Below are 26,496 nucleotides of genomic sequence, written 5' to 3' on the forward strand. Positions count from 1 at the left end.
CCGCTACGAGCGCAAAGCCGAGCACTTCCTGGCCTTCACCAGCATCGCCTGCACCCTCATCTGCTACCGCAGACTCACCAAATGAGATGACGTCTTAGACGACGCCGTGGGCGCCTGGCTCGCCCGGTACGCCGCCGACCCGGTGGACGAACCCGGCGAGACACTGATCGGCCTGGCCGTCGACGGCAAGACTGTGCGTGGATCCCGCACCGACGGCATGGCCGTCCACCTGCTCGCCGCCGCGCTGCACGGCTGCCAGACCGTGATCGCCCAGCGTCAAGTCGCCGCGAAGAGCAACGAGATCCCCGCCTTCGCCCCGCTGCTGGACCGGCTCGACCTGCGCGGCGTCGTCGTCACCGCCGATGCAATGGCCTCGGCGGCCGCGCGCCAGGGAAAGCCGCCGGGCCGCAGAGCCAGCCAGGTCCACACCGCCCGGCGTATCACGGCGCGGACTCGCTCGATGCGCGTCGCAACCGGTCCGTCGACCGCCTCCAGGGCACGTCGCAGTGTGCTGTCCGAGACCGGTTTGGGGAACAACGCCCGCCACTGGTACTGCGGTTGCTCGGCCGCCAGAACATTCGTCGCGCCCAGCACGATCGCACAGGCCAGCTGGACAAGCACGACGCCCCGGTCCCGCCACCCTGGCCCGGTGCCCCGCGGAAGTACGGCGGCCAGGGCACGGGTGAGCCCGACACTGTCGGCGACCTTCCTCAGCAGCACCACCCCCGCGTACCCGACGAGACGCTTGCCGTCGGCCCGCACGCCGAGCCGGTGATCCCATTCGGTAGCCTGCACCTGTTGGGTGTCTCTTCCTCGCGACGGTTTTGATCTAGACAATCCAGATCATCGCAGGTGAGAGGCACCCTTCTTCTGTCAGGGCATCAGACCGCGGCCGTAGCTGAATTCATGAGGTCAACGCACCACCGACTATGGGCCGGGGCCGCTCGTTTGACAGACCCCGTAGCGGATGTCTCGAGGGGTGGGCTGCCGGGCGAACCCGGTCCGGCTCTCATTGCGAAAGATCCGCTACGACTACAAAGTGCGATCAGCCAGGACACGGCGCCTGGACGACGTGGCTCGCGCTGCTGATCAGTTGCTCAAGGCGGTTCAAACGGTTTGCTGTTTGCGTGCCCTCAACGGGCTGGAGGAGGAGGAGCCGTTGGCGGGACAGGGGGCTGGTGAGGATCTGACAGTCCAGATCGAGGCGCCCGACGTGCTCGTGTACGACGGTTTTGGTCGAGCAGTGCAGCGTCGACACCCGGTGCTGGTCCCACATCCGGGCAAACTCCGTGCTGGCGCCGCGCAGGTCGCGGACCAGTGTCGTGGCGGCCACGTCATGGCCGCGCTGAGCCAGAGTGGCTCTGAGGTCGGCCACGTAGGACAAGCCGGTCGCCTCCTCTTGCTGTGGTGTCGCCGAGCGCAGTACGGAACGCCAGTGTGCGCAGGTGAACCAGTGCCACGTCAGATTCCTGTGATGGCCGGGCCGGCCGACGAACGAGCCGAACAAGGCGATGTTCAGCGGGTTCTGGGCCACGACATTGGAGAGGTCGTCGGAGATGAAGGCCGGTGTCGTGGCCGCTATCGCCTCCAGTGTGTACAGCAAGCCGGCATCGATGTAATCCGGCCGTTCGGCCGATGCCGGCGGTGCCTGCCCGGCGAGCAGGTACAGATGGCAACGCTCGTCGGGTGTCAGCCGTAGAGCCGTGGCGATACCCGCGAGGATCGAGGCCGATGGCTGAGGGCCACGCGCCTGCTCAAGACTTTCGTAATAAGCCGTGGACATGTTCGCCATCGCTGCCACCTCGTCCCGGCGCAGCCCGGGCGTCCGGCGTCGGGTGCCCGGGTCCAGCCCTAAGTCCTGCGGGCGCAGGCTCTCCCGGCGGCGCCGGAGGAAGTCAGCGAACTCGGTCCGGTCCGTGGGCTGAGTGCCTGGGGTGGGCCTCCATTCCAGATCGGCACCGGTGGTTCGAGCGTAGGCCGTGTCGAGAGAGCGTTCCATGAGGTGCATCGTCGCATCCACCTCCATGCGCGGAAACACACCGATCAGTGACGTGAGCGACGCCCGGTTTATCCACCGCACGTCACTACGTGGCTGAGCGGTTCTGCCGTCGGCTGCAAGCCCATACCGTTCTGCCGGGGAGGACGTCTTGCCGTTTCGTCCCGGTCGCAGCCCCATTCCCGCATCTTGATGAAATGAGGAAAGAAAGCATGGCCTTCGCAACCCCCGTCGTCCTCGTCCACGGTGCCTGGCACGGAAGTTGGTGCTGGAGCCTGGTCACCGAGCAACTCGCCGCTCGCGGCGTCGCCTCGGTTGCCGTGGACCTCGACGGTCACGGACTGAAGAGCCGCTCGCCGCGCTCTCGATGGGGACGTCCGTTCATCTCCGGCGAGTTCGCCGTGGAACCCTCGCCGGTGGCCAAGATCACGGCGTCCTCCGCTGCCGCGACTCTGGTCGAGCAGGTACGGCGGATCGGACAGGGCCGGCAGTGTCTGGTCGTGGCGCACAGTATGGGCGGCACCATCGCGACCGCCGCCGCCGAACAGGCACCGGAACTCTTCGCCGAACTCATGTACGTCGCGGCGTTCGCCCCCGTCAACGGCCAGCCCACAGTGCAGTACACCCTCATGCCGCAGAACGCGGGAGAACAGGTGGCGCGCGGCCTTTCCACGGACCCAGCGTCAGTCGGTGCGCTGCGCTACGACACGGGCGACAGCGAGCGGCGGGCCGCCATCCGCAACGCCTTCTACAACGACGACGTCGACGAGGTGATCGCCGAGGCGGCTGTCTCGCTGCTGTCAGCGGACGCGCCTGCGGGTGTCTTCGGCGAGTCGATCACTGTGACTGCCGGGCGCTACGGTTCGATCTCGCACAGCTACGTCGTATGCACCCGGGACAACGCTGTACGGCCTGAGCTGCAGCGTCTCATCGTCAAAGAGATCGACAGCATCTCGGCGCGGCCGACGGCGGTTACCGCGCTCGACTCCTCGCATTCACCGTTCTTCTCACAGCCGGCTGCTCTCGCGGACATCATTCGTTCAGCGCACACTGCGCTTCCAGGCGCGTAGGAGGGACGGAGGTGAGATGGTCCTTCAGGTCCGGGTCAGCAGTCGCCCGCAGGCCTGCACCCCTGTGGCACTGACGCGGAACTCAGATGTGGACGCAGCGGGTTGAACAGGCTCTCGCTGGACAATCGTCGACATGTCCTGAGTACCCGTGCCGCCCACACGTCGTCGTTGGCGATCGGGGAGTGATTGTCAGTACCTGTGGATCAGTTGATCTCACGTTCGCTCGGGTGGGCTGATCGCGACGAGCTCGACCTCGAAGCCGTCGTCGTTCTCCAGGTAGGCGGCGTCGTGCTGTCCGCCGCCGGCGTGCGGGTGCAACTCGTGGAACATCAGGCGCCAGCCATGCTGGGCCGCCTCGGCAGCCAGCTTCTCGATAGCAGCCGTGTCCTCGCCATCGAACGCCAGTTGGTTCAGCCCGGGGCGACGGCCGTCGTGTCGGTCGGCGGTACGGGCAGGCGACTGTTCGAGGACGAGGTAGGTGGTCGGCCCGAGCAGCCAGCTTCGGCCGGTGGCCCAACTCTGGGAGATGCTGTAGCCCAGCGTCGCCAGCAGCCAGCCGAGCTAGGCGAGCGCGCGGTCGCGGTCGGGCACCCAGATCTCGACGTTACGCAGCGCGCCGTGCGTCGGCCGTCTCACGCGGCCACCGCCTCGGGGCGCTCCATGAGGTGGCCTCGCTCGAAGCGGGCTCCGGCTCTGACGAGGGCGACGAGGTGGGGTGCCATGCAATTCGTCTTCTCACGGTCAGGGCGGCGTCCGGGGCACTTGAGGGTCTGTTCCCGGCGGCGGGCGCCGCGGCGGCCGGCGGGATGGCGGGGGCGGCGTCAGGGGCGCGTTGACCCATGACCAGGGGTTTCTCGCTGAACCGGGTATAGAGGCGATCGATAGCGGCCTTCGGGATGTTGCTCTTGCCGCGTGAACGGCTCCGCGGAGAGGCTGGTTGGTGCCTCTCGGATCACCTGGCAACTCACGGAGGATTCATGGCTGACCGTTCGACCGTTCTCATCACAGGGGCGACCGACGGGTTGGGGCGGGCCGTGGCCCATCGCCTGTCCTGCGTGTTCTGCGTCCTCGCCCCCTTCGACGTCCTCGTGCGCGCCGCCCGCCTGTGCTGGGCCCTCGGCCTGCCACTGCCCGCCCGCTACCGCGAACTCGAAGCGAAGATCGGCCACCGCTTCAAGCAGAGCCACAGTCTTGCGGAGGTCTACGCTGAGGCCGAGCGCCTCGAACGCGAGGAAGGCCCCTGGTCTGGAACCGCGGCGACGCCGTGCGGCAGGAGCTCGGCGCCGCCACGGCCGACGACTTCCTCGCTCGCCTCACCCTCGCTACCTGATCCCCCGCCCCACTGCCCGCCCCAGGGGCCGTCGCCCAAGCGGCACGGCCCCTGGGACACGCCTGCCCGCAAGGAGACACCGATGACGTCCAGGATCGTCGTCGTCCCTGCTCGGCCGCCAAACGAGCAGTGGACCGCCCCATCCCCGCCCGAGACCTCTACACCGGCTCATATCACCTCATGTGCCGTCGAGTTGCGGAACCCATCGCCGGGCCCGCCGGCGGAGTCCTCGTACTCTCCGCCCTGCACGGATTCGTCCAGCTTGAGGACGAACTCCTGCCGTACGAATCCAGATCGCGCGCTCCCCGAGGCGGTACTCGACTCGCGCGTCCTCGCGCGCCGTGAGCTCGGCGGCGACGTCCTCGTGCTCCGTGTCGCATCCGCACTGTTCGCTCAGCCGGTACTCCACCTGCGCCAGGTCCGGGCCCAGCACCGTCACCAACGCGCGTGATCTTGAACACCGTATGGAACATAGCTTGGTAGTTTCGTGACATGGAACCCTGGCTGAAGGACTTACTCACCCAAATCGACAAGGCGACGGCCAAACTGATTGCTACGGCCGGCGGCCTGACCAACGAACAGGTCAGCGAACCGTCGTTGCTGTCCGGCTGGACCCGCGGCCACGTCCTCACCCACATTGCCCGCGCCGCTGAGGCTCACCGAAACCTGTTGGAGGCCGTCCGCACCGGGACCGACATCCCCGCCTACGCGAGTCAAGAAGCCCGCGACACGGCCATCGAGAACGGTGCGAGCCGAGCGGTCGCCGAGCAAGTAGCCGACATTGAGCGGACGGCGGCTGCATTCCGGGCCGCCGCCGTCACAACACCCGATGGCGCATGGACGACGAGTGTCACCATCCTGCACCTTGAGCCGTTCCCGGCGAGCCAGGTTGTCCTACGCAAGCTCGTCGAGCTCGAACTGCATCACGTCGACCTGAACGCGGGCTACCGGTCGGCCGACTGGCCTGTCACCTTCAAGCCGCTGCAGTTGCCCGAGACCATGCGAAGCCAGGCCACCGACCGTATGTCCTGGTTCGCCACGAAGTAACTCCAACCGCACAGGAACCGGATGTGATCGAGGGGTCGGGTCCGGAATGCGTCGAGCTGTTCGTCGAGGCCGGCGCAGATCCTCGACACCTTGCTCTTCGATATGCCGGTGTCCGAGCGCAGGGTTTTGACCAGGTTGTCGACGGAGCGAGTTGAGACCCCGTGGACGTATGCCTCCATGACGGCCGCGTGGAGGGCCTGTCGATGCGGCGCCGGTGTTCCAGCAGGCTGGGGAAGAAGCTCCCGGCCCGCAGTTTCGGGATCGCGAGTTCTGTGCGACATCCCGTGAGTTCCCCTGAGCCCCGCTGATTCTCTGGGGCCGTGGCCAGGGGGTTCTTCCTCCTTCGTGTGCTCTGTTGGCTTGTGACGTAACTTCGGGATTCTTGAAGCGTTCTCATCTCGTCCGACCGATTCGCAGTCGGGTCGAAGGCGAGGAGGCTCGGGTTGGCGGCGCTGGCAGTCGTACGGGACCTGCGTGAGCACTGGGCGCCCGCGTCGGCTGAGGAGCTGGAGCGGTTCGAGACCGATGTGCTGTCCGGGTTCGTCCTCGCACGGGCCTCAGCAGGGCTGGCGGACGGCACCATCCGCGGGACGTTGGCCACCTGGATCAGATCAGGACCTGGTTCGGCCGGCCCTTGTGGGACATGGAGCCCGCTGACGCGGACGTGTACTTCGGGAAGGTTCTGCGGCACTCGCCCAGCGGCACCCGGTTGGGCCGGTCGCAGGCGTTGAGCACGTATTTCACGTTCCTGGAGCTGCGGCACAAGGTCGAGATCCACCGGATGACCGGCCGGGTGGTCGAGTGTCCGATCGACGAGATGAACCGGCCGCGCGGAGCCAAGGACGCCCAGCTGCGGATCCCGCCGAGTGAGCCGGAGATCGGGAGGTTGTTCACCGGCTGGGGCGGTGAGCTGGCCACCTGCCGGAAGTTCGCCCCAACCGTCCGGAACTACACCGCCTCGAAGTTGATGTCCCAGGTCGGCCTGCGAGTGAGCGAGGCGTGTGGGCTCGACCTGGACGACATCAAGTGGGACCTGGGCCGCTTCGGCAAACTCCACGTCCGCCACGGCAAGGGGGCCCGCGGCTCGGGGCCGCGCGAGCGAATGGTTCCGCTGATCAACGGTGCCGACCGGACACTGCGGTGGTTCATCGAGGACGTGTGGGGCCAGTTCGACGACGATCACACTCGCCCTGGTGCCCCGCTGTTTCCCTCCGAGCGCAGGAACACCGACGGCTCCGCCCGCCGGGTCGGCGACGACGCCCTACGCAACGGGCTCGACAACGCGGTCGAGGCTCATCTGCCGAGCTGGACGGACAGGTTGACACCGCACGTCCTGCGGCACTTCTGCGCGTCCCAACTCTACGGAAACGGGCTGGACTTGCTCGCAATCCAGGAGGTCCTCGGACATTCCTGGATCGCTACCACCATGCGGTATATCCACGTGTAGCAGACCCGGGTCGAGGACGCCTGGGCCGCCGGTATGGAACGGGCCGCGAAGCGGCTGGAAGGACTGGCCCGATGAGGTGGAACCTGCGGCTGACCGCCGCGAACAAGGGTATCTGGAAGGCGTCCGAGCTCCAGCGGAGCCTGGCCGAGCACGGCCTGGTGATCTCGGCCGGCAAGATGTCCGGGCTGTGGTCCGGCCAGCCGGTCTCGCTCAAGCTGGAGGACCTGGACGTCATCTGCGTGGTCCTCGGCTGCGAGATTGGAGACCTGCTGATCCCCGAACCAGAAAAGGTCCGCCACCCTGGCCAGGCAGAGGAAAAGGAACGGGCCGCGGTCGGCGCGGGAACCGCCGCACCGACGGTGATTCCCAAGCGCCGGGATGGCCGGTCGCTGCCGCCGGAGTGATCCGGTGGCACTGTTTCCGAAGGGCTACGTCAAGCCCACCGACTCCTGCGACAGTTGTCTGGCCTGGGGAAACTTCAGCGGCCGCCTCTGCCCCACCTGCTATATGTTCGGTCGCGGCCACGAGGCGGCCGCATGCACCGGCTGCCGCCGCGTCCAGCCGCTGAAGTGGGACTACTGCCGCCTGTGCTGGTGCCAGGCCCGCCTCAGTGCGAAGGCCGTCGTCGGTCAGCCAACGGACGAGACGGACGTGCGGGACCGGCTCGCCGCCGTCCGGCATCACCAACTGTTCTTCGTCGGGATGCACTACCGCAGGAGAACCACCCCAGCAGCTCGGACACGAGGAGGACGGCGGAGAGCCCCGCGCAAGCCGTCTCCTGCACCGGCCTGGCGCCCGGATCCCGGCTGGCGGCAGCTACCGCTGTTCGCACAGATCCCCCGCGACTACAGCCGGCTCGCCCTGGCCGACGCCGACCTGGCCAGCCCGTGGCTGACCTGGGCAAAGTACCTCGCCCACCGGCTCGCCGAGACTCGCGGCTGGGGCCGCAACATCCGCTTCGCCGTCAACCGCGGCCTGGCCCTCGTCCTCACCGGCTACGTCGAGGGCGACGTCATCCGGCACACGGAGATCTTCGCCCCGCTCCGGTCCCTGGACCTGCCGGTCGGCCACACCGTCACGGTCCTGGAAGACATGGGGATCTTCGAGGACGACAGCGAACCCTCCTTCGAACGCTGGATCGCAGAGAGGCTGGAGGATCTCGCGCCCGGCATCCGCTCGGAGGCCGAGCGCTGGACCCGCGTCCTGCGCGACGGCGGCCCACGCAGCCTCCCGCGACGGGAAGGCACGGTCTGGCTCTACCTCAACTGGGTCCGCCCGGCCTTGCTGGAATGGTCGAACCCCTACGACCACCTGCGGGAGGTGACCCGCGAGGACGTCCTCACCTACATCAAGACACTGCACGGCCACCAGCGCCACGACCAACTCGTCGCCCTGCGCTCGCTGTTCACATGGGCCAAGCGGAACGGAGTGATCTTCCGCAACCCCACTAGCCGGATCAAGGTCGGGCAATACGAGTACGCCGTGCTGCAACCGCTCGTCCCCGAACAGGTCGATCGCTCCGTCGCGGCGGCCACCACCCCGGCGACGCGGCTCATCCTCGCCCTCGCAGCGGTCCACGCCGCCCGGGTCGCCCAGATCGCCACCCTCATGCTCGACGACGTCGACCTTGGCAACCGGCGGCTGACCATCAACGGACGCGTCCGTCCGCTCGACGACCTCACCCTGAAACTGCTGCTGGACTGGCTGGAGCACCGGCGAAACCGTTGGCCGAACACCGCGAACCTCCACCTACTGATCAACAACCAGACCGCCACGAAGACCAGCCGCGCCAGCAACCACTGGATCAGCGCCGCGATGCGCGGGCAGGACGCGACGCTGGAACGGCTCCGCGTCGACCGCCAACTCGAAGAGGCCCTGACCCACGGCCCCGACCCGCTCCACCTCGCCGAGGTATTCGGCCTCGACGAGAAGACCGCGATGCGCTACGCGGAATCCGCACGAGCCCTGCTGGAACAGGCCGCTGGACAGCACCTCCGCTGAAACCGGCTCGACCGCGACGCACCCTGAAGGGAATCATGGACGAGTGATGTCGACCGAAGCAGCAGCACTCGCCCTACAGGACCATGCCGCCCTCTGGAGCATGGGCGAGATCAGTGCTACCGATGTCGTCACCGGCGCCTGTAATGCGCTCGTCGCCGGCCTCGACAGTCCCGCCCTGCGGATGCTGGCCGCGTGCACACGCGCGGAGGCGGATTACGACGTCCCCGATCTCCTTCCCCCCGCACTCGACGAACTGGGCCTCACCTTCTACCCAGTGGGCAGCCTTGCCGGACAGGAAGCCGCCGCACGAGCACTTGCCGCCCGAATGCTGGCCGGCGAGTTGACGCCACGCGAGCTGGTTTTCCGGATCCACCAGCGCTTCGGGCACGAACTTCCCTTGGCCGAACGACTCGCCAACTTGGACGACGAGTACGACATCCTCGAGTACGGCGACAGGACACTGGCACAGGTCGACGCCGACGTTCTGGCCGAAGCTCTTCGGCTAACTCAGCATCCTCGCGTTACACCCGAACCCACGGATCCACTGACCTGAAGCACACCGGTGGACCCTTGGGTTCGCACTGAAGAGACTTCGGTTTCCGTGAACCCACGGAGCTCCACGGCCTTGGGGAACATCGGTACAGCGGTGTCTGGCTGTAGTGCCGGGAAGACGGTGCATGACCGCGACCACGGCGCGTTTGCCTCCGCGGCGTGCGGAGATGCGCCGGAAGTAGGCGGCGAGGTAGGTGTCCTTGTTCCTGATAGCGGCCATGGCAGCGACACCGAGCAGCCGTTTGAGGTTGCTGTTGCCCGGTCGGGTCGTGCCCGACTTGCTCACTCCCGCGGACTCGTTCTGTCCGGGGCAGACACCGATCCACGACGCGAGGTGTCCGGCGGTCGGGAACTGGTTCATGTCTCCGCCGGTCTCGGCCAGGATGATCTCCGCTGCCATCCGGCCGATGCCAGGGAGCGAGTCGAGAAGGTCGAGCTCGTGCTCGCGTTCGGCCAGGAGGTCGGCGATCCGCGTGTCGAACACGGTGACGGCGCTCTTGAAGCGGTCGATCTCGTCGAGGTAGTGGCGGACCATGAACGCGTGGTGGTCGGTGAAGTCGCCGTCCAGGGCCTCGATGAGAGCCGGACTTGGAAAGGCTCAGTACGCTGCACGACGGTGGATCGTCAAGCGATACCTGATGCAGAAAAGGGTGACCTTGTTGCGCTTCTGCGCCCACCGGTCGGCTGGCCGGCAATGCTGGAACGCGAACACGGTGGCGTCGCCCGCAGACGCGGAGGCGGAAGCAACGCCGAACAGGCCCCGCTCGCCCGCGTGCGCCTCGTGGATCGGGTGCGTGCACATCATCACGCCCGACGCCTCGCAGGAGTGCGGGCGCTCCCGGCAGCCGTACGAGAAGCGGCACCTGCCGGATGCTGATCAGCAGCGCACCGGCAGTGCCGATGCCGAGGACGGCGGAGCGGGGTCTCCGCTGGTGATGCCCCGATGCGCAGTACCTGCCTGGGAGCTCGTTCAGCGGGCCATGAGCAGATCGAGCTGGGTGCGGGCGAAGTCGTAGGTGGTCGGGTCCGTGTGGCCCCGGAACACGGTCTCGACGATCATGACGACGGCCAGATGCAGCGAGTACAGGAGCCGGCGCTTGCGCTGCGAGGGGGACAGTTCGCCCAGGCCATATCCGCTGACGAAGTCGGCTGGGTCGCCGAACGCGGGGAGATCGATGCCGGTGAAACCCGCCTCCATCAGCGGGTCCCCCCACATCGCGCGTTCGTGGTCGAGGATCGAGACGATCCGGCCATTCCTGATCATCGAGTTCTTCGTCCACAGGTCGACCTCGACGAACCGCGGCTCGCCCACCTCGTCCAGAGCACTCGCGTTCTCCGCGAAGACCGCGCGGATCTCGTCGTAGTCCCTGCCGATGTCGACGCCCGCCCGCCGCCCGTCGGCGAGGGTGTCCTCCATCAGCAGGGTGAACGCCTCGCGCCATGTCGCCGAGCCCGTGCCCACCAGCGGTCCGAAGTGCGGGCCGGTGATCGAGTTCAGTTCCCGGTTGAGCGCGCCCAGCTGCCGCCCGCCCGCGATGACCACCTCGGCCGGCAGCCGCCCCTCCTCGACGGCGATGCCGAAGTTGTCCGCGTCCACGTACTCCATGAAGAAGTAATCGGCCGCGACCAGTTCCCCGGTCAGATCGGCGTAGTCGACCCGCGGCACCGGGACCGTCGTGCGCTCGCGCACCAGCGCCATCGCGGCCAGCTCCGTGCGCATCATCCCCCGCTCACGGGTCAGCACCGCGACATCCGACGGGGGAGCGATCTTCAGCACCACCTGCCGCCCATCGCGCAACCGGATCCGGTAGGCGACGTTGAACCAGCCGTGGGTGATCTCCTCGGCGAAGCCGTCGCCCTGGGGCACCTGCCCGCTGCCGTAGGCGCGCTCGACCAGCGCGCGCAGCGTGCGCGCCGACTGCCGGTTCTTCGTGATGCTCTCCGTCACGGCTTCCACACAAGGCTCCTTCGATCACGGCAACCCGGCAACGAGACCTCCCCCGACCCGCCCCATTCCCGGCGCTGCACAGCGTAGTGCGAAGCCGCGCGGTCGTAGTAGGGCACCGTTTGTATCGCCGACTGCTGGGCTCGCGGCCTCCCAGCCTCTGAATCCTCGGCCATCCAGGCACCCGCAGGGCCGCGTCGTTCAGGTGATGTGTCCTGGTTGATCACATGATGCCGAGGGTGATCAGTGGACGGTTGGCGTCGCGGGTGTGGTGGCGGAGTCCAGCGGCGATGTTCGTCTGGTTGGCGAATCGGAGAGCGCCGATCGATCTGGACGGCCTGCACCGCGTGTGGGAACGCGATCCCGGCGACGGCGGCGGCCTTGAGCCGGCGGATCTCGTCGCGGCCGTGCGCGGTGGCCCGCGTCTTGTCCAGGAGTGGCACTTCCCGCCATGGCAGGGCCTTCAGCCACTGGTGCAGGGTGGGCTGATTGCCCTTGATCAGCGCGATGTAGTGGGCGTGCTTGTCCTCGACGAGGAAGCGCGCGTGGGCGGTCTGCGAGTGGAGGGCGTCGAAGGTGACCACCGTGCCGTGCAGGTTGAGCGGGGCAAGCAGGGGCTGGAAGACGGTGATCTCGTTGGTCGTGGCGTCCACCTCGCGCTGGGCGGTGACCAGGCCGATCCCCGTCATCGCGGCGAGCAGATGGACCTGGGTGCCGTCGGTGCGGCGGGCACCGCGCACGGTCTTGCCGTCCACGGCGAGGGAGGGCAGGGGCCGCCGGTCGCTGTCGTTCTCCTCCTGGCCGGCGGCGCGTTCGCGCCCGGCGAGCCAACGTCCGACGGCTGTATCCAGCGCGTCGCCGCCGATGCGTTGGAGGACACGACGCACGGTGGCCTCGGCCGGGGCGACGGGGCCGCGGCCCGGCTCCCGGCATGGGCCACCGAGCCGGGCCAGGACGTTGGGTGGGGCGTCGGCGGCCCACTCCGCGATCGCGGCCAGGGACTTCGCTCCGGCCAGGACCGCGCACGCGGCCAGGGAGAGGACGAACGCGAGCGGGAGGCGTCGGCCCTGGTCCCGGCGGGGATCGGGCACCTGAGCCAGGCAGGTCAGCAGGCCGGGGAGGTCATCTGGGACGGTCGGCGCGGTGTCGGCGAGTTGGCCCAGAGGGCGCGGGATGAGCGAGGATGAGCGGGCAGGCACGGTCTTCCGTCGTGGTGATCAGGGACTCGACACCTCATGATCACCGGAAGTCGTGCCTGCCTCCGCGTCAGCCCCCGCCGACCACCCCGCAGTCCTGCCCCAGCTCCTGAAGCCCCATCAACCCTGATGCACCGCCGGAACGACGCCGCCCTGCCCGCGTACCCCGTCGGTCACCGTCATCGTGGCGCCGACGGGGTAGGCCCGTCACCCGCGAGCGGAGTGCGACTTCAGCGGATGCGGTGCTTCCGCCAGAAGGGGCCGAGGTCCCTGTGCGTCATCGACTGTGCGGCCTTCTTGAAGTCGACGGTGGTGGAGACGCCGTACCAGTGGTCGTGGGCGTACTTCTTGATGAGGCGCGCCATGGTGCCGGCCCCGAGGACGTGCTCCAGGTCGGCCAGGACGCAGGGGCCGATCCCGTACACGACCTGGAAGTACTCGCCACGGTGTGTAGACCAGTAGGCCATCGAGTTGGTGAGCGCGGCGGTGGCGCTCGGCCAGGAGTCGTCCGGCGAGCACTCGAACCCGTCCCAGCGGTAGTAGCGCGCGTTGGCGTACTGAGCGAAACTCTCGTCCAGCCAGGGTGAGTTGTACTCGTCGTTGCCCACGACGCCGTACCACCACTGGTGGGCGATCTCATGGACGGTGGCGCCGCCCTCCTCCTCGGTGCCGAGGATGACCAGGCCGGGGTACTCCATGCCGCCGGCGAACCCGGGGGTCATCACGAGGTCTATCTCGCCGTACGGATAGCGGCCGAACTCCCTGCCGAACCGGTCGATGGCGGCGACGCCGTCCTTGCGGTTGAGGCGGACACCGGCGGCGGGCGTGTTCGGCGACCAGTACGACTTCACGCGCACGCCGTCGGGCGAGGTCTGGGTCGCGGTGCGGAACGGGCCCGCCGCCCATGCGAAGTCCCGCACCCGCTTGGCGACGCTGTGGGTGACCGTACGCCCGGTACCGCCGGAGCGGGTCCATGTGCTGCCGCTCGCCGGGACCTTGAGGGCGGACGGGTGGTCGAGGCGCACCCGGAAGTCGCTCGCCAGGGTGTAGAAGCTCTCGCCGTACGACACATACGGATCGAGGTGCCACCCCCTCGCGTCGTGCACGGCGAGGACCGGCAGCGCGTTGCCCAGGAAGCGGAACGCGCCTTCGCGGCCGAAGCGGTTGTTGCGTGCGGGCACGGTGAGGGCCACGTCGAAGGAAACGGCCGTCCGCTCACCGCGTGCGAGCGGCCTCGGCAGAGTGATGCGCAGCGCTGTGCACTTCACGCCGGGGCGGCCCGGAGTGCCGCCGCGCACGTGGGAGACGCGGACGGGGGACGGTCTTCCGGATGTCCCGCAGCCGTCCTCGCCATTGCCCCACAGGCGTATGTACACCTCACGCAGGGGCCGGCTGGAGGCGTTGCGGAAGGACACCGTCTGCCGGCCCGCCCAGTGGGAGCCGTCGGCGTCGGCGCGCAGCTTCACGTCGTAGCTGGGGCGGTCGGGCGTCGCGGGTTCGGCCGCTCTCACCGCGGCGCCGGGCGCCGGGCCGGACGGCGTGCCGGCCTCGGCCACGGTGGAGCCTGCAGTCGCGATCAGCGTGAGCAGGGCGACCAGCAGACGGCGACCGGTTCTTGAGGGGCCCCTGGGCGACGAAGGCAACGAAGGCATGGCAGACGACATGACAGATGACATGCCAGCGGATCTTGTCACAGGGTTCCCCACGGCCGACACAGGCCCGCGCAAAGAGGGGAGGTCGGCTCCGCTTGGGCGGCGAAAATGCCAGGGTACGCAGGGGATGTTCGCTGTACGTTGGCGCACAGTAAGGATCCCGGTTCAACCCATCCGCAGTTCATCCCCTTCCATGAGGCCTGGCCACGTGGTAGCAGTTCGGCTACGGTCTTCGGGTACTTCAGGACGCAGCCGCCAGCGGCCCGTTCGGCCAAGGCCAGGGCATGGTGCTGTTGGCCGGCGCCATACATCACCCGCAGGAGGACCGCTGCTTCACGCGGATTGTCAATAACAGTGCTGGCAGCCACGCGTTCGGCCACAACCTTCACGTGCTCGCCCATGCGCGCATCTGTAAGCGCAGTCAGAAGGCCGACCGCGCGGCTCGGACTGTCGATGGGGGTGTCGGCGGCGGCCCGCTCGGCCAGTACTGCCACCTGGCTGTGCATGCCAGTGCTCTGCAACGCGCCCAGGAGCTGCACCACCGGTCCCGGGTCGTCAATGTTGATGCTAGCGGCGGCTCGGTGCGCCACGATCGCAGCCTGATCATGTGCACCCAGATCGTGCAGTGTCTGAAGAAGTCCGGCTGCTGCACGTGGTTCGGTGAGGCGGAAGCGAGGGGCTGCGCGGTCAGCCAGAGCCTTCATCGCTTCAGTGGCCCCGACAGCTGACAGCCCCTGCAGGAGGACGCTCACCTCCGCTGCGTCGTCGACGGGGATGCCAGCGGCTGCCCGTTCCGCCAGGAGCTCCATCTGTGCTGTGGCCTCTGCCCTCCCGAGTGCGCGCAGCAGTTGGCTCACGCGCCAAGGGGAATCGAGCTTGGCCGTGGCAGCCGGGTTGACTTTCAGGACCGAGTTGACGTGCTGTGCCGACCGTCCTTCCAGCGCTGTCAGAATCTGCGCGACCGGCCATGGGCTGTCAGAAACGCGGGCGGCGGCCCACTGGAGGGGGCGTGTATCTTCGGGCTGCGTTTGGAGGAGGATGCTGACCAGGCCGACTGCGGCATCTGGCGTGCCATGGGCGACTGCGAATTTGTGGAGTTGGGCGGCGTCGCGGTACAGGCCGCGTCTCAAGGCGGCTGTAGCGAGTTTGTGCCAGTCGGCCGGATGGGCATGGCGGGCGGCCGCGGTCCAAAAGCCGATCGGCGGTATGGTCTGGGCGCGATGATCTCGGCCGTACTGGTCGAGGTACTCAGCGACCAGGTAGTGCGGTCCTGGCCGTTCGTGCTGCGGAGACGGGGGAGCACTGATGGCTGGCCGCCGGCGGGGACGCTCGTTCCGGCTGGGCCCGGTTTTGATGGGGCTGAGGATGCCGGGAGTGCCGTTGCATAGTTCGGTGGCGTAGGCGAGAGCCTGCGGTAGCCAGTCGTCGGGAAGCGCGTGGTACTCGGCTTCGGTGAGGTACCCGGGTGCAGCGTCGACGAGCCAGCCCAGGGGGAGGTGAAGACCTGCGCCGAGACGGCGGGCGTCCATTGCAGCGTGGATCAGCGCCCGGGTAACCCCCCGGGACGCCGCGTAGCGGTCGAGCAGGACGGGTACTCCCGCTAGATACTGGGTAATCTGTGCGTCCTGCGCCTGGCGGATGGCCTCCGTCAGCCGGGCATCGGAGCTGGCCCGCGCGAATGCCGACAGCTCGACAGGGGTGAACGCGTCCGGCACATCGATCTTATGGTCGGCGAGCAACTGCCTGGCCTGGCCATGATGATCTGTGCTGCGCCGAAGGGTCAGGGTGTCCCAGTGTTCAGTCCACAGCGTGGCCAGCACGAGGACCGGCTCTCGAGCCGGATCCGTCAGGAGGTCACGGAGACCTGCAGCGGCCTGTTCCCCTTCCGCGCCGGAATCCAGGTAATTCTGGGCTTCGTTCAGCCACACAACGGTCCGCGGAGCGACGTTGCTGAGCTCGGCCAGAACCGCGGCAGGGCCGCCGGTACTCAAGGGGTGCCACAACCGCCATGGAGACGGAAGCGTGCGCACTGCCTCCCACAGCGCGCGGGTCTTGCCAGTGGAGGAGGCACCGACCAAAACGGCAATGCCGCTGCGTCCGGCTTTCGCCTCGGCGACTACGTCCCGCAGGCGCGCGTCGTGCGTCCGCGGTACGTATGCGGGCAGAGGCCCCAGACGATCCCGGGCTCCATCGACATCCAGGGATTGGTGGACCTCCAGACGGCGCACCACGTATTCGTCGTTGCTGGCGATCTCCTCCAGTGGCCGCCCGGCGCCCTTTGCCAGCCGCGCCTGAACCCAGAGATCGCGTACGCGCACTGCCAGATCATCTGCGTCCCATCGGGCCCGTGCAGCCAGGACTCGGGCGACGGAGACGACGTCGTGCTGGTTCGGGGGAAGCACCGGCTTACCCAGGACACGGCCGACGGTGTCACGACCCGGCGACCCAGGCAACCTGTCGTCTCCGGAAATATCCGCGGCGATCTCGTCCAGGGTCGGCGCGCTTGCCGCCAGGTACACCTCGAACAGCAACTCATTCAACTGCCGCAGTGCAGCGGGCCATCCCACTGTCGCCTGTTCCACCGACCGCGGCCGCTTCGACCCCGCCACCCGCCGTCCCGTGTCGCCACTCATCGCACCATGGTCCTCGATACGGCACATCACCGCGGCGTGAACTGCAACAACGGCCACCTCAGTTGCTGAGCTGTCGCAACTCGGAGGCGCCCTCCACACGAGGTTCAACGTGGACAGCAAGCCGGCCGGCTGTCCACCATCCACCACGACCTCGTGGAGATCCCATTGTTCCGCACGCATCTGACACGCCGTGAGCGCATCGTCCTGGCCGGTGCAGCCCTCCGCGGGGCTGTCGCGGGCGCGTTCCGCGCCCTTACTTCTTGGTTGCTGGACGACTTTGGCCAGTAACCCCCCAGCCGGACACCACCGACGAATAACGAGGTCCGTCACCCGCTGGGTGGCGGACCTCGTCGTGTCCCTTGATCAGCAGCACCGTCAGCCCGTCCTCAGGAGTGTGAAGAACGGGCACAGCATGTAGCGGCTGCAATCTGATTGATCTTATGTCGTGCCTGTTCACCAGTACTCGGGATCGGCCTGTCGCTGGGCGCCGAAGCCAATCACCGTATCCCTGGTGTTGTGCCCGCAGATCCACCGTGGCCTGCCAGCCACTGCTCTCCGGTTGTCAGTGCTGCCTGGCATGGTTTGGATCATGTTTGAGGGACTTGATGACGTTGACTGGGCATCGCTGGATCACGCGTACGGCACCTCCGAGGAGATACCGGCGCTGCTGAGGTCGCTGCGCTCGCCGCATGCCGAGGAGCGCCGCAAGGCCCTGGACCGTATCTACAGCGCCGTGCACCATCAGGGCAGCGTGTACTCGTCCACGGCGGCCAGCCTGCCCTTCCTGTTCGAAGTGGCCGTCGCCCCCTCGACGCCCGACCGGGCGGCCGTGGTCGCGCTGGTGGTCAGTATCGGGCGGGAGTCCCTCGAGCGGGGCTTCGACGATGACGGCACCGAGATCGAGTACTACCCGCCGGCCCAGGCCGCCGCCTTCCTGCGCGCTCGGGGCGTGGAGTTCGCCGACCTTGCCCGCGACGACGACCCGCATGTGCGCCTGGCCGCGATCCCCGGACTGGGGCTGTTCCTCGACGATGCCGGCCGAGCCGCCGGCCTGCTGCGCGAGCGGCTGACGGCAGAGCGCGATATCGCCGCCCGGCTGCGGATCCTGGACGCGGCCGCCGTCCTGGCACTGCGGCTGCCTACGACCTCGCCGCACGTGCAGGAGTGGCTCGGCCGGCTGGCCGCCGAGCCGGCCTGGGGTCCAGTGACCCGGCTCGCGGCCCTGATCCAGCGGGCCCGCTGCACGCCGGGGGAGATCGGCGAGGACGTCGTCCCGGCCGCCGTCACCCTGCTTCACGACAGCGCTCGTACTCTGCCCGTGCAGCCGATCGCACCCGTCCCGAACCGCCGGCCGGTCCCCGCCCAGGGCGTTCCGCCCCAGGTCGTCGCGGCCTTCGAGGATCTCGACCACAGCACGCGGGTGTACGCGCACACCACGGGCCTGCTGCGCACCTTCCACGACGTACTGGGCCACAGGGTGGCCGAACGCACCACGGTGCTGGCCGAGCAGCTGGCCAGCCCCGCCCCCGGCACGCGCCTCGACGCGGTCCGGATGAGCGGGGAGCTGATGCGGACCTGGCGCGGCGACCACACCCCCCTGCTGATGCTGGTCGCCGGCCAACTCCCCACGGACGACCTGCAGGTGGCCGCCGAGGCCGCCGGCGTCCTGGAGGCCTGCCACCCGATCGCCCACCCCGCCCGGGAGGCACTCGCCGCGCACGTCGACGCCCAACGCGCGGCTCACGGCCCCAACGTGTGGGCCGCCCCCGAGGCGCGGCTGCGCAAGAGCCACCAGGCGGCCGTGCGGGCCCTGGCCCGCCTTGGCGACGCCCGCGCCCTTCCGAGCCTGCTGGCCGCGCTGGACGGCGACGTCGACGCCTGGCGCGCGATCCAGGTCACCCGGCATCTGCCGCAGGCCGCCGACGAGTTGGTGCCCCGCCTCGGCGGCCACCTGCGCCGCCTCGACCTCTCGAAGGAGTGGACGGAGATGAGCGCCAACGCGATCCTCTCCGCCCTGGCCGCGCTCGGCGACCCGGCCGCGATCGACGCGGTGGCGGAAGCTCTCGACACCGCAGTACGGCATGAGCAGCACGGCGTCACGGCACGGGCCCTGAAGGCGCTGGGGGCGTTCGGCCCCGCAGCGGCCGGCACCCGGGAGACGATCCGGCAGCTGACCACCCACCCCGACGCGCACGTACGGCCCGCAGCCGTCGCCACACTGTGGGCCGTCTGCGGCAACCCGTCCGAGGTCATGCCGCTCCTGCTCGACCTCCTCGACGACCCGATCACCTTCCGCATCAGCGACGCCGCCGATGTCCTCGCCGAGATCGGCCCACCCGCCTCCGCCGCCTTGCCGCGCCTGCGGGATCGTTTGACGCACAGCTACGAGTGGGTGCGGGTGCCGTGCGCGGCCGCGCTGTGGGAGATCGGCGGCGAAGCCGAGGCACCGGCCGTCCTGAACGTCCTGCTGCAGGCCCTGGCCGAGAAGCCCGCGACGGCCAACGCCGTCGTGGCCTGCCTGGACCGCATGGGCACTCTCGCGGCACCGGCCCTGCCCCTGCTCCGCGAGCAACTGGCCCAGCCTGAGCGCGGCAACGGATTCCAGACGCTTGAAAACGACGAGGAACTCCAGCGGCTCACCCGTGCCCTCATCGTTCGGCTCGATCCTTCCGCGCCCGGTGTGCGCTAACGGGCGAGGCACAGAGCAGCAGCAGGACGGTCACCGATAATCGATTGATCTCTGCTCCACACCTGTGAAGACTCAGGCCGGTGACCAAAGCCGCACGCGATCTTGCTCTGGAGCATTTCGCATGGATTGACGGCCATGCCGATGTATGGGCGATCTTCCGCGATGCCAGCGCCCTGGACGCGATCGTCCGCGCTCTCGTCGAGCCCTTCAAGGATGCAGGCATCACCGCGGTGTGCGGTGTCGAGTCGCGAGGCTTCCTCCTGGGTGCCGCCGCTGCGGTGGAGTTGGGGGTGGGCTTCGTCCCGGTCCGAAAGGGCGATGGTCTGTTTCCCGGTGAGAAGGTTGAGCGTCTGACAGCAGCGGATTACCGGCGACAGCAGCATCGTCTTCGGATTCAGCGGTCCGCGCTGAATCCGGACGACAGGGTGCTATTGGTTGACGACTGGATCGAGACCGGGACTCAGGCCGCCGCAGTCAGGGCCATGGTTACGGAATGCGGCAGTAGTTGGATTGGCTGCAGTGTCATCGTCGATCAGCTCGGTAAGGAGCGCAGGAAGGTGGTCGGGCCGGTCCAGGCCCTGCTGGCCTTTGGCGACCTTCCGCCGTACCAGGTTGACGAGTAGGCCAGCTACGCCTGACTTGCGCTCTACGCACGGCCAGACGCCACCGCGCCGCGGAGATATCTGGAACATGCATCCTCTGGCAGCGCATGCTGCCAAGCCGGTCGTGTCGGCCAACGAACTGCCCCTCTGCCTTTGCCCCCATCGGCGGGGGATTGAGTACGTTCGGCCACCCGGATGGGCCCGGGCGGTGACGGGCGTACTGCTTTTCTGACCCTCGAGGTCCAAGGGCGTTGTACGCCGTGGGCGAGCGCGGTGTCGGGTGAGCGGTGTGCGAGGCTGGCAGCCGGTGAAGGCGGGGCTGCGGACTGGGCGGTAGGGACGGGATGCGCGAGGCGTATCGCAAGGAGCTGGAGTCGATCAGCCAGGCCCTGGTGGAGATGGCGAACCTGGTGGGTTCGGCCATGGGCCGGGCCACCGGCGCGCTGCTGGACGCCGACCTCCAGCAGGCGCAGAGTGTCACCTCCACCGAGGAGCAGGTCGAAGCGCTGCAGCGGGATCTGGAGGAGCGGGCGATCGCGGTGCTGGCCCGCCAGCAGCCGGTTGCCACGGACCTGCGGATGGTGGTGACCTCGCTGCGGATGAGCGCGGACCTGGAGCGCTGCGGTGTCCTGGCGCAGCATGTGGCCAGGGTGGCTCAGCGGCGTCATCCCCAGCATGCGGTGCCGGATGATCTGCGCCGCACGATGTTGGAGATGGGACAGCTCGCGCAGCGGCTGATGGCCCAGGCCGTCGAGGTGCTCATCACCCAGGACGTCGATGCGGCGCTGCAGATGGAGCGGGACGACGACCGGATGGACGAGCTGCACCGCATGATCTTCCATCACCTGATGGACGAGCGCTGGCACCACGGCGTGGAGACGGCCGTCGACGTCACCCTGGTGGGCCGCTACTACGAACGCTTCGCCGACCACGCCGTCTCCATCGCCCGCCGTGTCGTCTATCTCGTTACTGGTGAGAGCGCGGACGACTACCTGACCGTCACTCCCGGCATCCCCTGACCTGGATCACATCTCCGTCCGACCCTTCGCAATTCGCCGGGCGAGTTGATGTCGTCGGGGAGTGGGTGCGCGACTGCCCATGATCACCTGACGGTGGTCGCGTCGCGCCGGCTGTTGTTTTTGGGCAGTTGCGGCGTGAGTCTCGTCCACTCTCCATCCGTGAGGTCTCTCCTGCCGATTGATCAGATCAACGAGGTCTCTGGTCACAGAGGTACCTTCTCACCCATGGCGGTACCCACCAGCCCGTTCGATCCACGAGGTGACTTACGAGCCTGGAAGCGATCAGGCGAAGGCGCTCAGGCTTTCACTCGATCCAGCCAGGCATCCTGACCATCCGCCAAGGGGAAGGCCAGGGGCAGCGGCTCGAAGCGGCAGTGGAACGTCATGCCGTTGTCCCGCCCCGCGCCCGTCACGTGGTGATCCCACGCATGCGGGACGTCTGCGTCGCTGTCCACCTCCAGTTCGAAGAAGGTGGTGTGGCGGGGGAAACGGCGGATCGGGTGCGGGGTGCGCTCCTGCGCGAGGGGGCGCAGCACCCGCACGCACGTCAGTCCGCACTCCTCCGCGACTTCCCGCAACACAGCCTCTTCCAGCGGCTCCTCCGGGGCCACACCTCCCGCCGGGACGTGCGTGCCGGGCGGCAGGTCCGCGTCGTGGTCGAACACGAGCAACTCCGTCGACCGCCCTGCGCGTCGGCGCAGGACGTAGGCAGCCACTCGGATACGCAACGTCGACTCCCGCATTCCCGCAGCGTAGGGGTCCCACCGCCTCGATAACGAGAAATCCCCCAAGATCGAAGAGATGGTCCTCTAGCTCGTCATGGGTGAACACGCGGAGGACTACACCCTCCATGTCGTCTGACCTGCATTACTTCCCCCAGGTCGCCTGAAGCTGGTCGATCCCGAGTCGGATGGAGTGGCGGTAGCCCTCGGGGAGGTTGATGTCGTCGAGTTCCCTAGCGTGGAAGAACGCCAGGTCGGCATGCTCCGTCCCGAGCACGGGGGAGACATCGTCGACGGGCCGTGCCAGGTAGCTGGTGACGGCGACGCGTCCCGTGTCCGGGATGTCGTAGAACCAGGTGTCGATGATGGCGCCCACGGTGATGTCGATCCCGGCCTCTTCACGGACTTCGCGCCGCACCGTGTCCTGCGGCGTCGCGTCCTGGGCCTCGGCGCGGCCGCCCAGCAGCTCCCACTCCCCGCGGGGATTGGTACCCAGCAGCACGCGCATCTCGGAGTCGAGCAGAACGGCTTTGAAGGATGTATCGATGGGACTCTCCCCGTCGCAAAGGACATTCCGGCCAGCGGTCCATGGTCCCGGTTGCGGCGGCATCTTCGGAAGAAGGTGTGTCAGATTGCCGGAAGGCCAGGCCCGTTCACTCGTCGTCCGCGGCTGTCGTGGCATCTCCACATCGATGACGCCGTCGTCCTGGAAGAGCTCCGAGGCGAGCCGGGCCGGATCGTCGGTGCCCTCCAGGCCCAGGACCACGCGGGCGGCGTTGTCCGTGCGGCCGGGAAATCGCTCGACCTTGACAGCAACGATCCGGTAGCCCCGCCGGGTACAGGTTTGCATCAGGCGGGGCAGCAGCGCCGTGCCCGTGCGGTAGGTGAGCCGGGCCTCGACTGCGGAGGCCGCGGTGTCGGGTATCAGGCGGGCGGACAGCAGCGGGTAGCCGCGTACCACGAGGAAGTGCAGCGCGGTGGCAGCCAGCGCGAGGATCGGCAGCCCACCGCCGCAGGCCATACCGACCGCGCAGGTCAGCCAGATGGTCGCCGCGGTGGTCAGACCCCGTACCGCATCGCGTCGTACGAAGATCAGGCCGCCGCCGATGAACCCGATGCCGGACACGATCTGCGCGGCGACCCGGGAGGGGTCGAAGGAGACGTTGTCCAGGCCCAGGACGCCGGTGAAGCCGTGCTGGAGACCTCCATCATCAGTGCGCTCGCGATGCCCACAGGGTGTGGGTGCGCAGCCCGGCGCTCTTTTGCTGAGCCGCCCGCTCCCACCCGATCAGGCTCGACAGCACCAGCGCCAACCCCAGCTCACCCAGCTGCCTCAGTCCCTGCCCGTTGTGGACGTCCCACAACGGCGCCGCCAGCCCGACCATGTGCACCTTCCCGCTGCTCGCCTGTCGCCCTTCTGCTGACGCACGCCTACCCGGCAACAGCAACGGCACCAGTACTGCCGGTCAGCCCCTGCGTGGGCGGCCGCCTGAGCCGAACAGCCGACGGTCCAGCAGCGGCGCCCCCATCGGCTCACTGTTGGTCTTGCCGACCGTTTGTCAGAACCGGCTGGTAGGACGGGGGTCGTGACGGCCGCGCTTCCGCTCGATGAGCAACTGGCCGCCCTGAAGCGGCAGGCCGAAACGAGGTACTGACCGACGTACTACGGAGGTCGACCGTCATGGACCTGCCGGGCTGGTTCGTGGCCTCCGGATGCCTGTTCCAGACGGTATGGAATGAGATCACCGGGCGCGGAACGGCGTGGCTGGGCGTGACCTCGGGCAGACGAGTCGCCGACCGGTGAAGCCAGAAAGCGGAGCGGGCCCGTACCAACTGCGTTCGGCACGGGCCCGTTCGGACTTACCCCCTGATATGCCTGGCGCGTGATGCCGTTCATGCGCCGGGCGACGGGCGGATCACGGGGGCGGAGTTGCCGACGACGTCAAGGCCTCACCGCACCCCCTGCGACGGTAGAGGGGCTCTGGGCCCACGAAATGCCCGACCGCCTCCAGCTTCACCCAGTACTCGCTTCCTGCGACGCTGAGGGAGTCCTGGTGTCGGCAGCTCAAGTAGAACACCTCACCGGGTACGGTGAGCGCGTCCGGTCGCCCTCGTGGCTTCTCGTAGACCGGAATACTCTCCGGGATCGCGACCTTCATCATGTTGGGTTCTGCGCTCACTCCGCAGCCAACGGCGAGGTGCCCAAGATGCGGGGTGGTGCGGCACCGCGGACAGCCGGAGGAGGCTACCCGGGATGCCTACTGGTCCGGGCGTGCTGCAGCTTGCGGGTGAAGCGGTGCATGTGGGGGTCGAGCAGCTCGGCCGACTCCTCGAGCACCTGCTCGTCAGTTAGCCACCGGATTGCGTTGAACTCGGCGTGATCGTAAGAGGTGATGGTGTGGGCGTCGGCATTGAGGAGGTACCAGAGCGAGACGTCGGTGTGCGGGTTCTGGCCCCGGGTTGGGGTGACGGTGAGGAAGAGGGGCCGCTCCCCGGTGATCGGCGATGCCATGGCTCCGATGTCCAGCTCCTCACGGCATTCGCGGCGCACCGCTGCCCACGGGTCCTCAACCGGCTCGACGTGTCCTCCGGCTGGCAGCCACAGGCCCGCCTTCCGGTGCGCGACGAGCAGCAGCTGCCCCCGGGTGTTGTCGAGTGCGACGAAGTAGCTCACCAAGTGCATCGCCGGAACATCCGGCTTGCGTAGCCGGTAGACCGGGGCTCCGCTGGCGATCCACTGCCTGGCGGTCTCCAGATGGGTGCGCTCCAGGTCGTCCCACGGTTCGATGGCACCCACCAGGTCGAGAAGGCGGGCACGTGGCTGCTTGTCAGGAACGGTGAGCAGGTGGTCAGTCGAGGTCATCTGTGCATGCTGGCAGGAGCCACTGACAACCGTGCTCGACTACACCATCTGCCGCGGGCATCTGGGGCACTACGGGCTCTGTCGGAGATCGTCTGACGTCGGGCGGGTGGTTTCGTAACCGAGAACGGACACCACATGTCGACGAGTTTGGGCAGCACTTGGCGATCACAGAGCCCCGAAATGTCGATGAGAACTGACACCGCTGCCGGGCGATCCCTGCTGCGGCTCCACGACCGGTCTTGATCGCGTGTGGACTGTTGCCGCAGGATTGCCGGATGACGACCCGTGAGCTGGTTTGGGACATGGACGGCACGCTGCTGAATTCCACCGTCGTGGTGCCGACGGCCTTCGTTGCTGCGGTGCGGGAGCTCGGCGGGCCCAGCGTGGGCCCTGAACAGGTGGTCGCCTCTTATCACCTCGGAACACCCGAGGTGATCTTGACTCACCTGGTCGGACGCGAACTCGCGCTGGACGAGACTGAGGTGTACTACAGCAAGCTGAAGGGCGTGGAGGTCGCTCCCTATTCGGGTGTGGCCCATGTGCTGGACACTCTCCGGGAAAGCGGCCGTGCCGTGGCGGTGTTCACCGGTGCCAGCAGCCGTGCTGCAGCGATGCTGCTGAAGGCCGCAGGGCTCCGCGTCGACGTACTCATCGGTGGAGATCACGTGCAGCGCCCCAAGCCGGCTGGTGACGGCCTGGTCCTCGCTGCTGAGAATCTTGGCGTCTCACCAGCCGATCTCGCCTATATCGGAGACTCACCGCTCGACTTGCGTGCTGCTGCCGCCGCGGGCAGCCGCGGTGCGGCTGCCGCATGGGGACACCAGCATGACGGTGCAGAACCGTCCGACGTCACCTTGACCAGGCCGGAGGAGGCGTTGGCTCTGCTGTCAGGTGGCCACGACGGTGAGCGTCCCGGTTCCGGAGCCGCTTGATTGGTCTGCGAGCAAGCTCAGCAGTCACCCAGGGCGGCGTCCTCAGCCGGAGTTTTCTTGTGCAGCGGTCCGGGCTTTGGTGATCGCGAGGCGGTAGGAGTCGGTGCCGGTCTGGATGAGGCTGCCGCCGAAGGTCAGTCGGTCGACTATGGCCGCGCAGAGCCGGGGATCGGTGAAGGTTTTGGTCCAGCCGCTGAAACTCTCGAGGCGATGGCGACGCTGTTCTTCTCCTCGCGCTCCGTCAGAACCTGGAACAGCAGCTCAGCGCCCCGTCGGTCCAGCTCCATGTAGCCCAGTTCATCGATGCACAAAAGGTCGACTCGGCCGTAGCGGGCGATGGTCTTGGTCAGCACCTTTTCGTCCGCGGCCTCGACCAATTCGTTGACGAGTTTGGTGGCGCGCGTGTAGCAGACCCGGTAGCCGGCCATCGCGGCCTCGGTGCCCAGTGCGATCAGCAGGTGCGACTTGCCGGTGCCGGAGTCGCCGATCAGGCAGAGCGGCAGGCCCTTCTTGACCCACTCGCAGGTCGCCAGGGTGTGGATGACCGCCGGGTCGACGCTGGGGTTTGCGTCGAAGTCGAAGGCCCGCAGTGACTTTTCGCGGGGGAAGGCGGCGGCCTTGATCCGTCGTTCCCAACGGCGGCGGGCCCGGTCGTCGCACTCGGCCATCAGCAGTTCGGCGAGGAACCCGCGATACGACATCTGGTGTCCGCGTACAAGTGAACGTGCACCACCTCGTACGGATGAGAGTGCACCGTTCTTGATGCGGTGAGGGGCAAGGGCCGCGAGTCTGCTGCTGTC

At 68.0% G+C, this 26,496-nt stretch carries 21 protein-coding genes and 3 pseudogenes; 12 read left to right on the forward strand and 12 right to left on the reverse strand.

Features of this window, described 5'->3' with window-relative positions:
* Positions 1 to 106: 106 nt before the first annotated feature.
* On the forward strand, positions 107 to 775 hold the full coding sequence (locus ABZZ74_RS46965; protein ID WP_356950252.1) for a transposase: 669 nt from the start codon (positions 107 to 109) through the stop codon (positions 773 to 775).
* 270 nt (positions 776 to 1,045) lie between these two features.
* Here ABZZ74_RS46965 and ABZZ74_RS46970 read toward each other — a convergent pair whose 3' ends face one another.
* Positions 1,046 to 1,999, reverse strand: a complete 954-nt coding sequence (locus ABZZ74_RS46970) for a helix-turn-helix transcriptional regulator (RefSeq protein ID WP_356950253.1) — start codon at positions 1,997 to 1,999, stop codon at positions 1,046 to 1,048.
* 209 nt (positions 2,000 to 2,208) lie between these two features.
* Between ABZZ74_RS46970 and ABZZ74_RS46975 the strand changes: the two genes are divergently transcribed.
* The 3 genes from ABZZ74_RS46975 (at position 2,209) to ABZZ74_RS46985 (ending at position 5,443) form a co-directional block, all read left to right on the forward strand.
* Positions 2,209 to 3,066 (forward strand): alpha/beta hydrolase, encoded by an 858-nt coding sequence (locus tag ABZZ74_RS46975; RefSeq protein WP_356950254.1) that lies wholly within the window; start codon positions 2,209 to 2,211, stop codon positions 3,064 to 3,066.
* A 1,459-nt stretch (positions 3,067 to 4,525) separates the two neighbouring features.
* Positions 4,526 to 4,741: a DUF6884 domain-containing protein gene (locus ABZZ74_RS46980; RefSeq protein WP_356950255.1), complete on the forward strand. Its 216-nt coding sequence runs from the start codon at positions 4,526 to 4,528 to the stop codon at positions 4,739 to 4,741.
* A 147-nt stretch (positions 4,742 to 4,888) separates the two neighbouring features.
* Complete coding sequence (locus tag ABZZ74_RS46985; protein ID WP_356950256.1) at positions 4,889 to 5,443, forward strand: maleylpyruvate isomerase N-terminal domain-containing protein; 555 nt, start codon at positions 4,889 to 4,891, stop codon at positions 5,441 to 5,443.
* A 23-nt stretch (positions 5,444 to 5,466) separates the two neighbouring features.
* Here ABZZ74_RS46985 and ABZZ74_RS46990 read toward each other — a convergent pair.
* Positions 5,467 to 5,714: pseudogene (locus tag ABZZ74_RS46990) on the reverse strand (transposase); the annotation flags it as partial.
* Between the two features lie 372 nt (positions 5,715 to 6,086).
* On the opposite strand from ABZZ74_RS46990, the gene ABZZ74_RS46995 reads away from it, so the two are divergent.
* From ABZZ74_RS46995 to ABZZ74_RS47010, 4 genes are all read left to right on the forward strand, one after another.
* The gene (locus ABZZ74_RS46995) at positions 6,087 to 6,890 is read left to right on the forward strand and encodes a site-specific integrase (protein ID WP_356950257.1); all 804 of its coding nucleotides are present in this window, start codon (positions 6,087 to 6,089) and stop codon (positions 6,888 to 6,890) included.
* Between the two features lie 71 nt (positions 6,891 to 6,961).
* Positions 6,962 to 7,294: a helix-turn-helix transcriptional regulator gene (locus ABZZ74_RS47000; RefSeq protein WP_356950258.1), complete on the forward strand. Its 333-nt coding sequence runs from the start codon at positions 6,962 to 6,964 to the stop codon at positions 7,292 to 7,294.
* 4 nt (positions 7,295 to 7,298) lie between these two features.
* Positions 7,299 to 8,891 carry a hypothetical protein gene (locus ABZZ74_RS47005; protein WP_356950259.1) on the forward strand — a complete coding sequence of 531 codons (1,593 nt, stop codon included), beginning with the start codon at positions 7,299 to 7,301 and terminating at the stop codon, positions 8,889 to 8,891.
* Between the two features lie 46 nt (positions 8,892 to 8,937).
* Complete coding sequence (locus ABZZ74_RS47010) at positions 8,938 to 9,444, forward strand: hypothetical protein (protein ID WP_356950260.1); 507 nt, start codon at positions 8,938 to 8,940, stop codon at positions 9,442 to 9,444.
* Here the strand turns inward: ABZZ74_RS47010 and ABZZ74_RS47015 are convergent.
* The 5 genes from ABZZ74_RS47015 to ABZZ74_RS47035 all read right to left on the reverse strand — a co-directional run bounded on the left by ABZZ74_RS47015 (position 9,394) and on the right by ABZZ74_RS47035 (position 16,869).
* Complete coding sequence (locus ABZZ74_RS47015; RefSeq protein WP_356950261.1) at positions 9,394 to 9,978, reverse strand: IS110 family transposase; 585 nt, start codon at positions 9,976 to 9,978, stop codon at positions 9,394 to 9,396. The genes ABZZ74_RS47010 and ABZZ74_RS47015 overlap by 51 nt on opposite strands.
* Positions 9,979 to 10,413: 435 nt before the next feature.
* The gene (locus ABZZ74_RS47020) at positions 10,414 to 11,400 is read right to left on the reverse strand and encodes an aminoglycoside phosphotransferase family protein (protein ID WP_356950262.1); all 987 of its coding nucleotides are present in this window, start codon (positions 11,398 to 11,400) and stop codon (positions 10,414 to 10,416) included.
* The gene (locus ABZZ74_RS47025) at positions 11,388 to 12,587 is read right to left on the reverse strand and encodes an ISAs1 family transposase (protein ID WP_356950263.1); all 1,200 of its coding nucleotides are present in this window, start codon (positions 12,585 to 12,587) and stop codon (positions 11,388 to 11,390) included. The genes ABZZ74_RS47020 and ABZZ74_RS47025 overlap by 13 nt, the downstream gene beginning before the upstream one ends.
* Before the next feature lie 227 nt (positions 12,588 to 12,814).
* Positions 12,815 to 14,236: a M1 family metallopeptidase gene (locus ABZZ74_RS47030; protein WP_356950264.1), complete on the reverse strand. Its 1,422-nt coding sequence runs from the start codon at positions 14,234 to 14,236 to the stop codon at positions 12,815 to 12,817.
* A 38-nt stretch (positions 14,237 to 14,274) separates the two neighbouring features.
* On the reverse strand, positions 14,275 to 16,869 hold the full coding sequence (locus tag ABZZ74_RS47035; protein ID WP_356950265.1) for a hypothetical protein: 2,595 nt from the start codon (positions 16,867 to 16,869) through the stop codon (positions 14,275 to 14,277).
* 589 nt (positions 16,870 to 17,458) lie between these two features.
* On the opposite strand from ABZZ74_RS47035, the gene ABZZ74_RS47040 reads away from it, so the two are divergent.
* The 3 genes from ABZZ74_RS47040 (at position 17,459) to phoU (ending at position 21,179) form a co-directional block, all read left to right on the forward strand.
* A complete protein-coding gene (locus ABZZ74_RS47040; RefSeq protein WP_356950266.1) occupies positions 17,459 to 19,558 on the forward strand; it encodes a HEAT repeat domain-containing protein in 2,100 nt (699 codons plus the stop codon).
* A gap of 80 nt (positions 19,559 to 19,638) precedes the next feature.
* Positions 19,639 to 20,181, forward strand: a complete 543-nt coding sequence (locus tag ABZZ74_RS47045) for a phosphoribosyltransferase family protein (RefSeq protein WP_356950267.1) — start codon at positions 19,639 to 19,641, stop codon at positions 20,179 to 20,181.
* Positions 20,182 to 20,504: 323 nt separating this feature from the next.
* Positions 20,505 to 21,179 (forward strand): phosphate signaling complex protein PhoU, encoded by a 675-nt coding sequence (gene phoU / locus ABZZ74_RS47050; protein ID WP_356950268.1) that lies wholly within the window; start codon positions 20,505 to 20,507, stop codon positions 21,177 to 21,179.
* Positions 21,180 to 21,475: 296 nt separating this feature from the next.
* Here phoU and ABZZ74_RS47055 read toward each other — a convergent pair whose 3' ends face one another.
* The 4 genes and pseudogenes from ABZZ74_RS47055 to ABZZ74_RS47070 form a co-directional block, all read right to left on the reverse strand.
* A complete protein-coding gene (locus ABZZ74_RS47055) occupies positions 21,476 to 21,922 on the reverse strand; it encodes an NUDIX domain-containing protein (protein WP_356950269.1) in 447 nt (148 codons plus the stop codon).
* A 124-nt stretch (positions 21,923 to 22,046) separates the two neighbouring features.
* Positions 22,047 to 22,583: an NUDIX hydrolase gene (locus ABZZ74_RS47060; RefSeq protein ID WP_356950272.1), complete on the reverse strand. Its 537-nt coding sequence runs from the start codon at positions 22,581 to 22,583 to the stop codon at positions 22,047 to 22,049.
* A pseudogene (locus tag ABZZ74_RS47065) lies at positions 22,581 to 23,286 on the reverse strand (MgtC/SapB family protein); the annotation flags it as partial. The gene ABZZ74_RS47060 and the pseudogene ABZZ74_RS47065, both read right to left, overlap by 3 nt.
* Positions 23,287 to 24,146: 860 nt before the next feature.
* Positions 24,147 to 24,764 carry an NUDIX domain-containing protein gene (locus tag ABZZ74_RS47070; RefSeq protein WP_356950270.1) on the reverse strand — a complete coding sequence of 206 codons (618 nt, stop codon included), beginning with the start codon at positions 24,762 to 24,764 and terminating at the stop codon, positions 24,147 to 24,149.
* Between the two features lie 275 nt (positions 24,765 to 25,039).
* Between ABZZ74_RS47070 and ABZZ74_RS47075 the strand changes: the two genes are divergently transcribed.
* Positions 25,040 to 25,696: an HAD-IA family hydrolase gene (locus tag ABZZ74_RS47075; RefSeq protein WP_356950271.1), complete on the forward strand. Its 657-nt coding sequence runs from the start codon at positions 25,040 to 25,042 to the stop codon at positions 25,694 to 25,696.
* A 42-nt stretch (positions 25,697 to 25,738) separates the two neighbouring features.
* Here ABZZ74_RS47075 and istB read toward each other — a convergent pair.
* Positions 25,739 to 26,400, reverse strand: a pseudogene (gene istB, locus ABZZ74_RS47080) (IS21-like element helper ATPase IstB); the annotation flags it as partial.
* Positions 26,401 to 26,496 lie beyond the last annotated feature (96 nt).

The organism is Streptomyces sp. NPDC006476 (genome assembly GCF_040612015.1).
In the GTDB taxonomy this organism is placed as follows: domain Bacteria; phylum Actinomycetota; class Actinomycetes; order Streptomycetales; family Streptomycetaceae; genus Streptomyces; species Streptomyces griseorubiginosus_B.

Excerpts from the sequence above, each read along its gene's own strand:
- ABZZ74_RS46970 (WP_356950253.1), bottom strand. The coding sequence starts at position 1,999 with ATGGAACGCTCTCTCGACACGGCCTACGCTCGAACCACCGGTGCCGAT.
- ABZZ74_RS46975 (WP_356950254.1), top strand. The coding sequence starts at position 2,209 with ATGGCCTTCGCAACCCCCGTCGTCCTCGTCCACGGTGCCTGGCACGGA.
- ABZZ74_RS46985 (WP_356950256.1), top strand. The coding sequence starts at position 4,889 with ATGGAACCCTGGCTGAAGGACTTACTCACCCAAATCGACAAGGCGACG.
- ABZZ74_RS46995 (WP_356950257.1), top strand. The coding sequence starts at position 6,087 with ATGGAGCCCGCTGACGCGGACGTGTACTTCGGGAAGGTTCTGCGGCAC.
- ABZZ74_RS47000 (WP_356950258.1), top strand. The coding sequence starts at position 6,962 with ATGAGGTGGAACCTGCGGCTGACCGCCGCGAACAAGGGTATCTGGAAG.
- ABZZ74_RS47010 (WP_356950260.1), top strand. The coding sequence starts at position 8,938 with ATGTCGACCGAAGCAGCAGCACTCGCCCTACAGGACCATGCCGCCCTC.
- ABZZ74_RS47015 (WP_356950261.1), bottom strand. The coding sequence starts at position 9,978 with ATGGTCCGCCACTACCTCGACGAGATCGACCGCTTCAAGAGCGCCGTC.
- ABZZ74_RS47030 (WP_356950264.1), bottom strand. The coding sequence starts at position 14,236 with ATGCCTTCGTTGCCTTCGTCGCCCAGGGGCCCCTCAAGAACCGGTCGC.
- ABZZ74_RS47035 (WP_356950265.1), bottom strand. The coding sequence starts at position 16,869 with ATGAGTGGCGACACGGGACGGCGGGTGGCGGGGTCGAAGCGGCCGCGG.
- ABZZ74_RS47040 (WP_356950266.1), top strand. The coding sequence starts at position 17,459 with ATGTTTGAGGGACTTGATGACGTTGACTGGGCATCGCTGGATCACGCG.
- phoU (WP_356950268.1), top strand. The coding sequence starts at position 20,505 with ATGCGCGAGGCGTATCGCAAGGAGCTGGAGTCGATCAGCCAGGCCCTG.
- ABZZ74_RS47055 (WP_356950269.1), bottom strand. The coding sequence starts at position 21,922 with ATGCGGGAGTCGACGTTGCGTATCCGAGTGGCTGCCTACGTCCTGCGC.
- ABZZ74_RS47060 (WP_356950272.1), bottom strand. The coding sequence starts at position 22,583 with ATGCCACGACAGCCGCGGACGACGAGTGAACGGGCCTGGCCTTCCGGC.
- ABZZ74_RS47070 (WP_356950270.1), bottom strand. The coding sequence starts at position 24,764 with ATGACCTCGACTGACCACCTGCTCACCGTTCCTGACAAGCAGCCACGT.
- ABZZ74_RS47075 (WP_356950271.1), top strand. The coding sequence starts at position 25,040 with ATGACGACCCGTGAGCTGGTTTGGGACATGGACGGCACGCTGCTGAAT.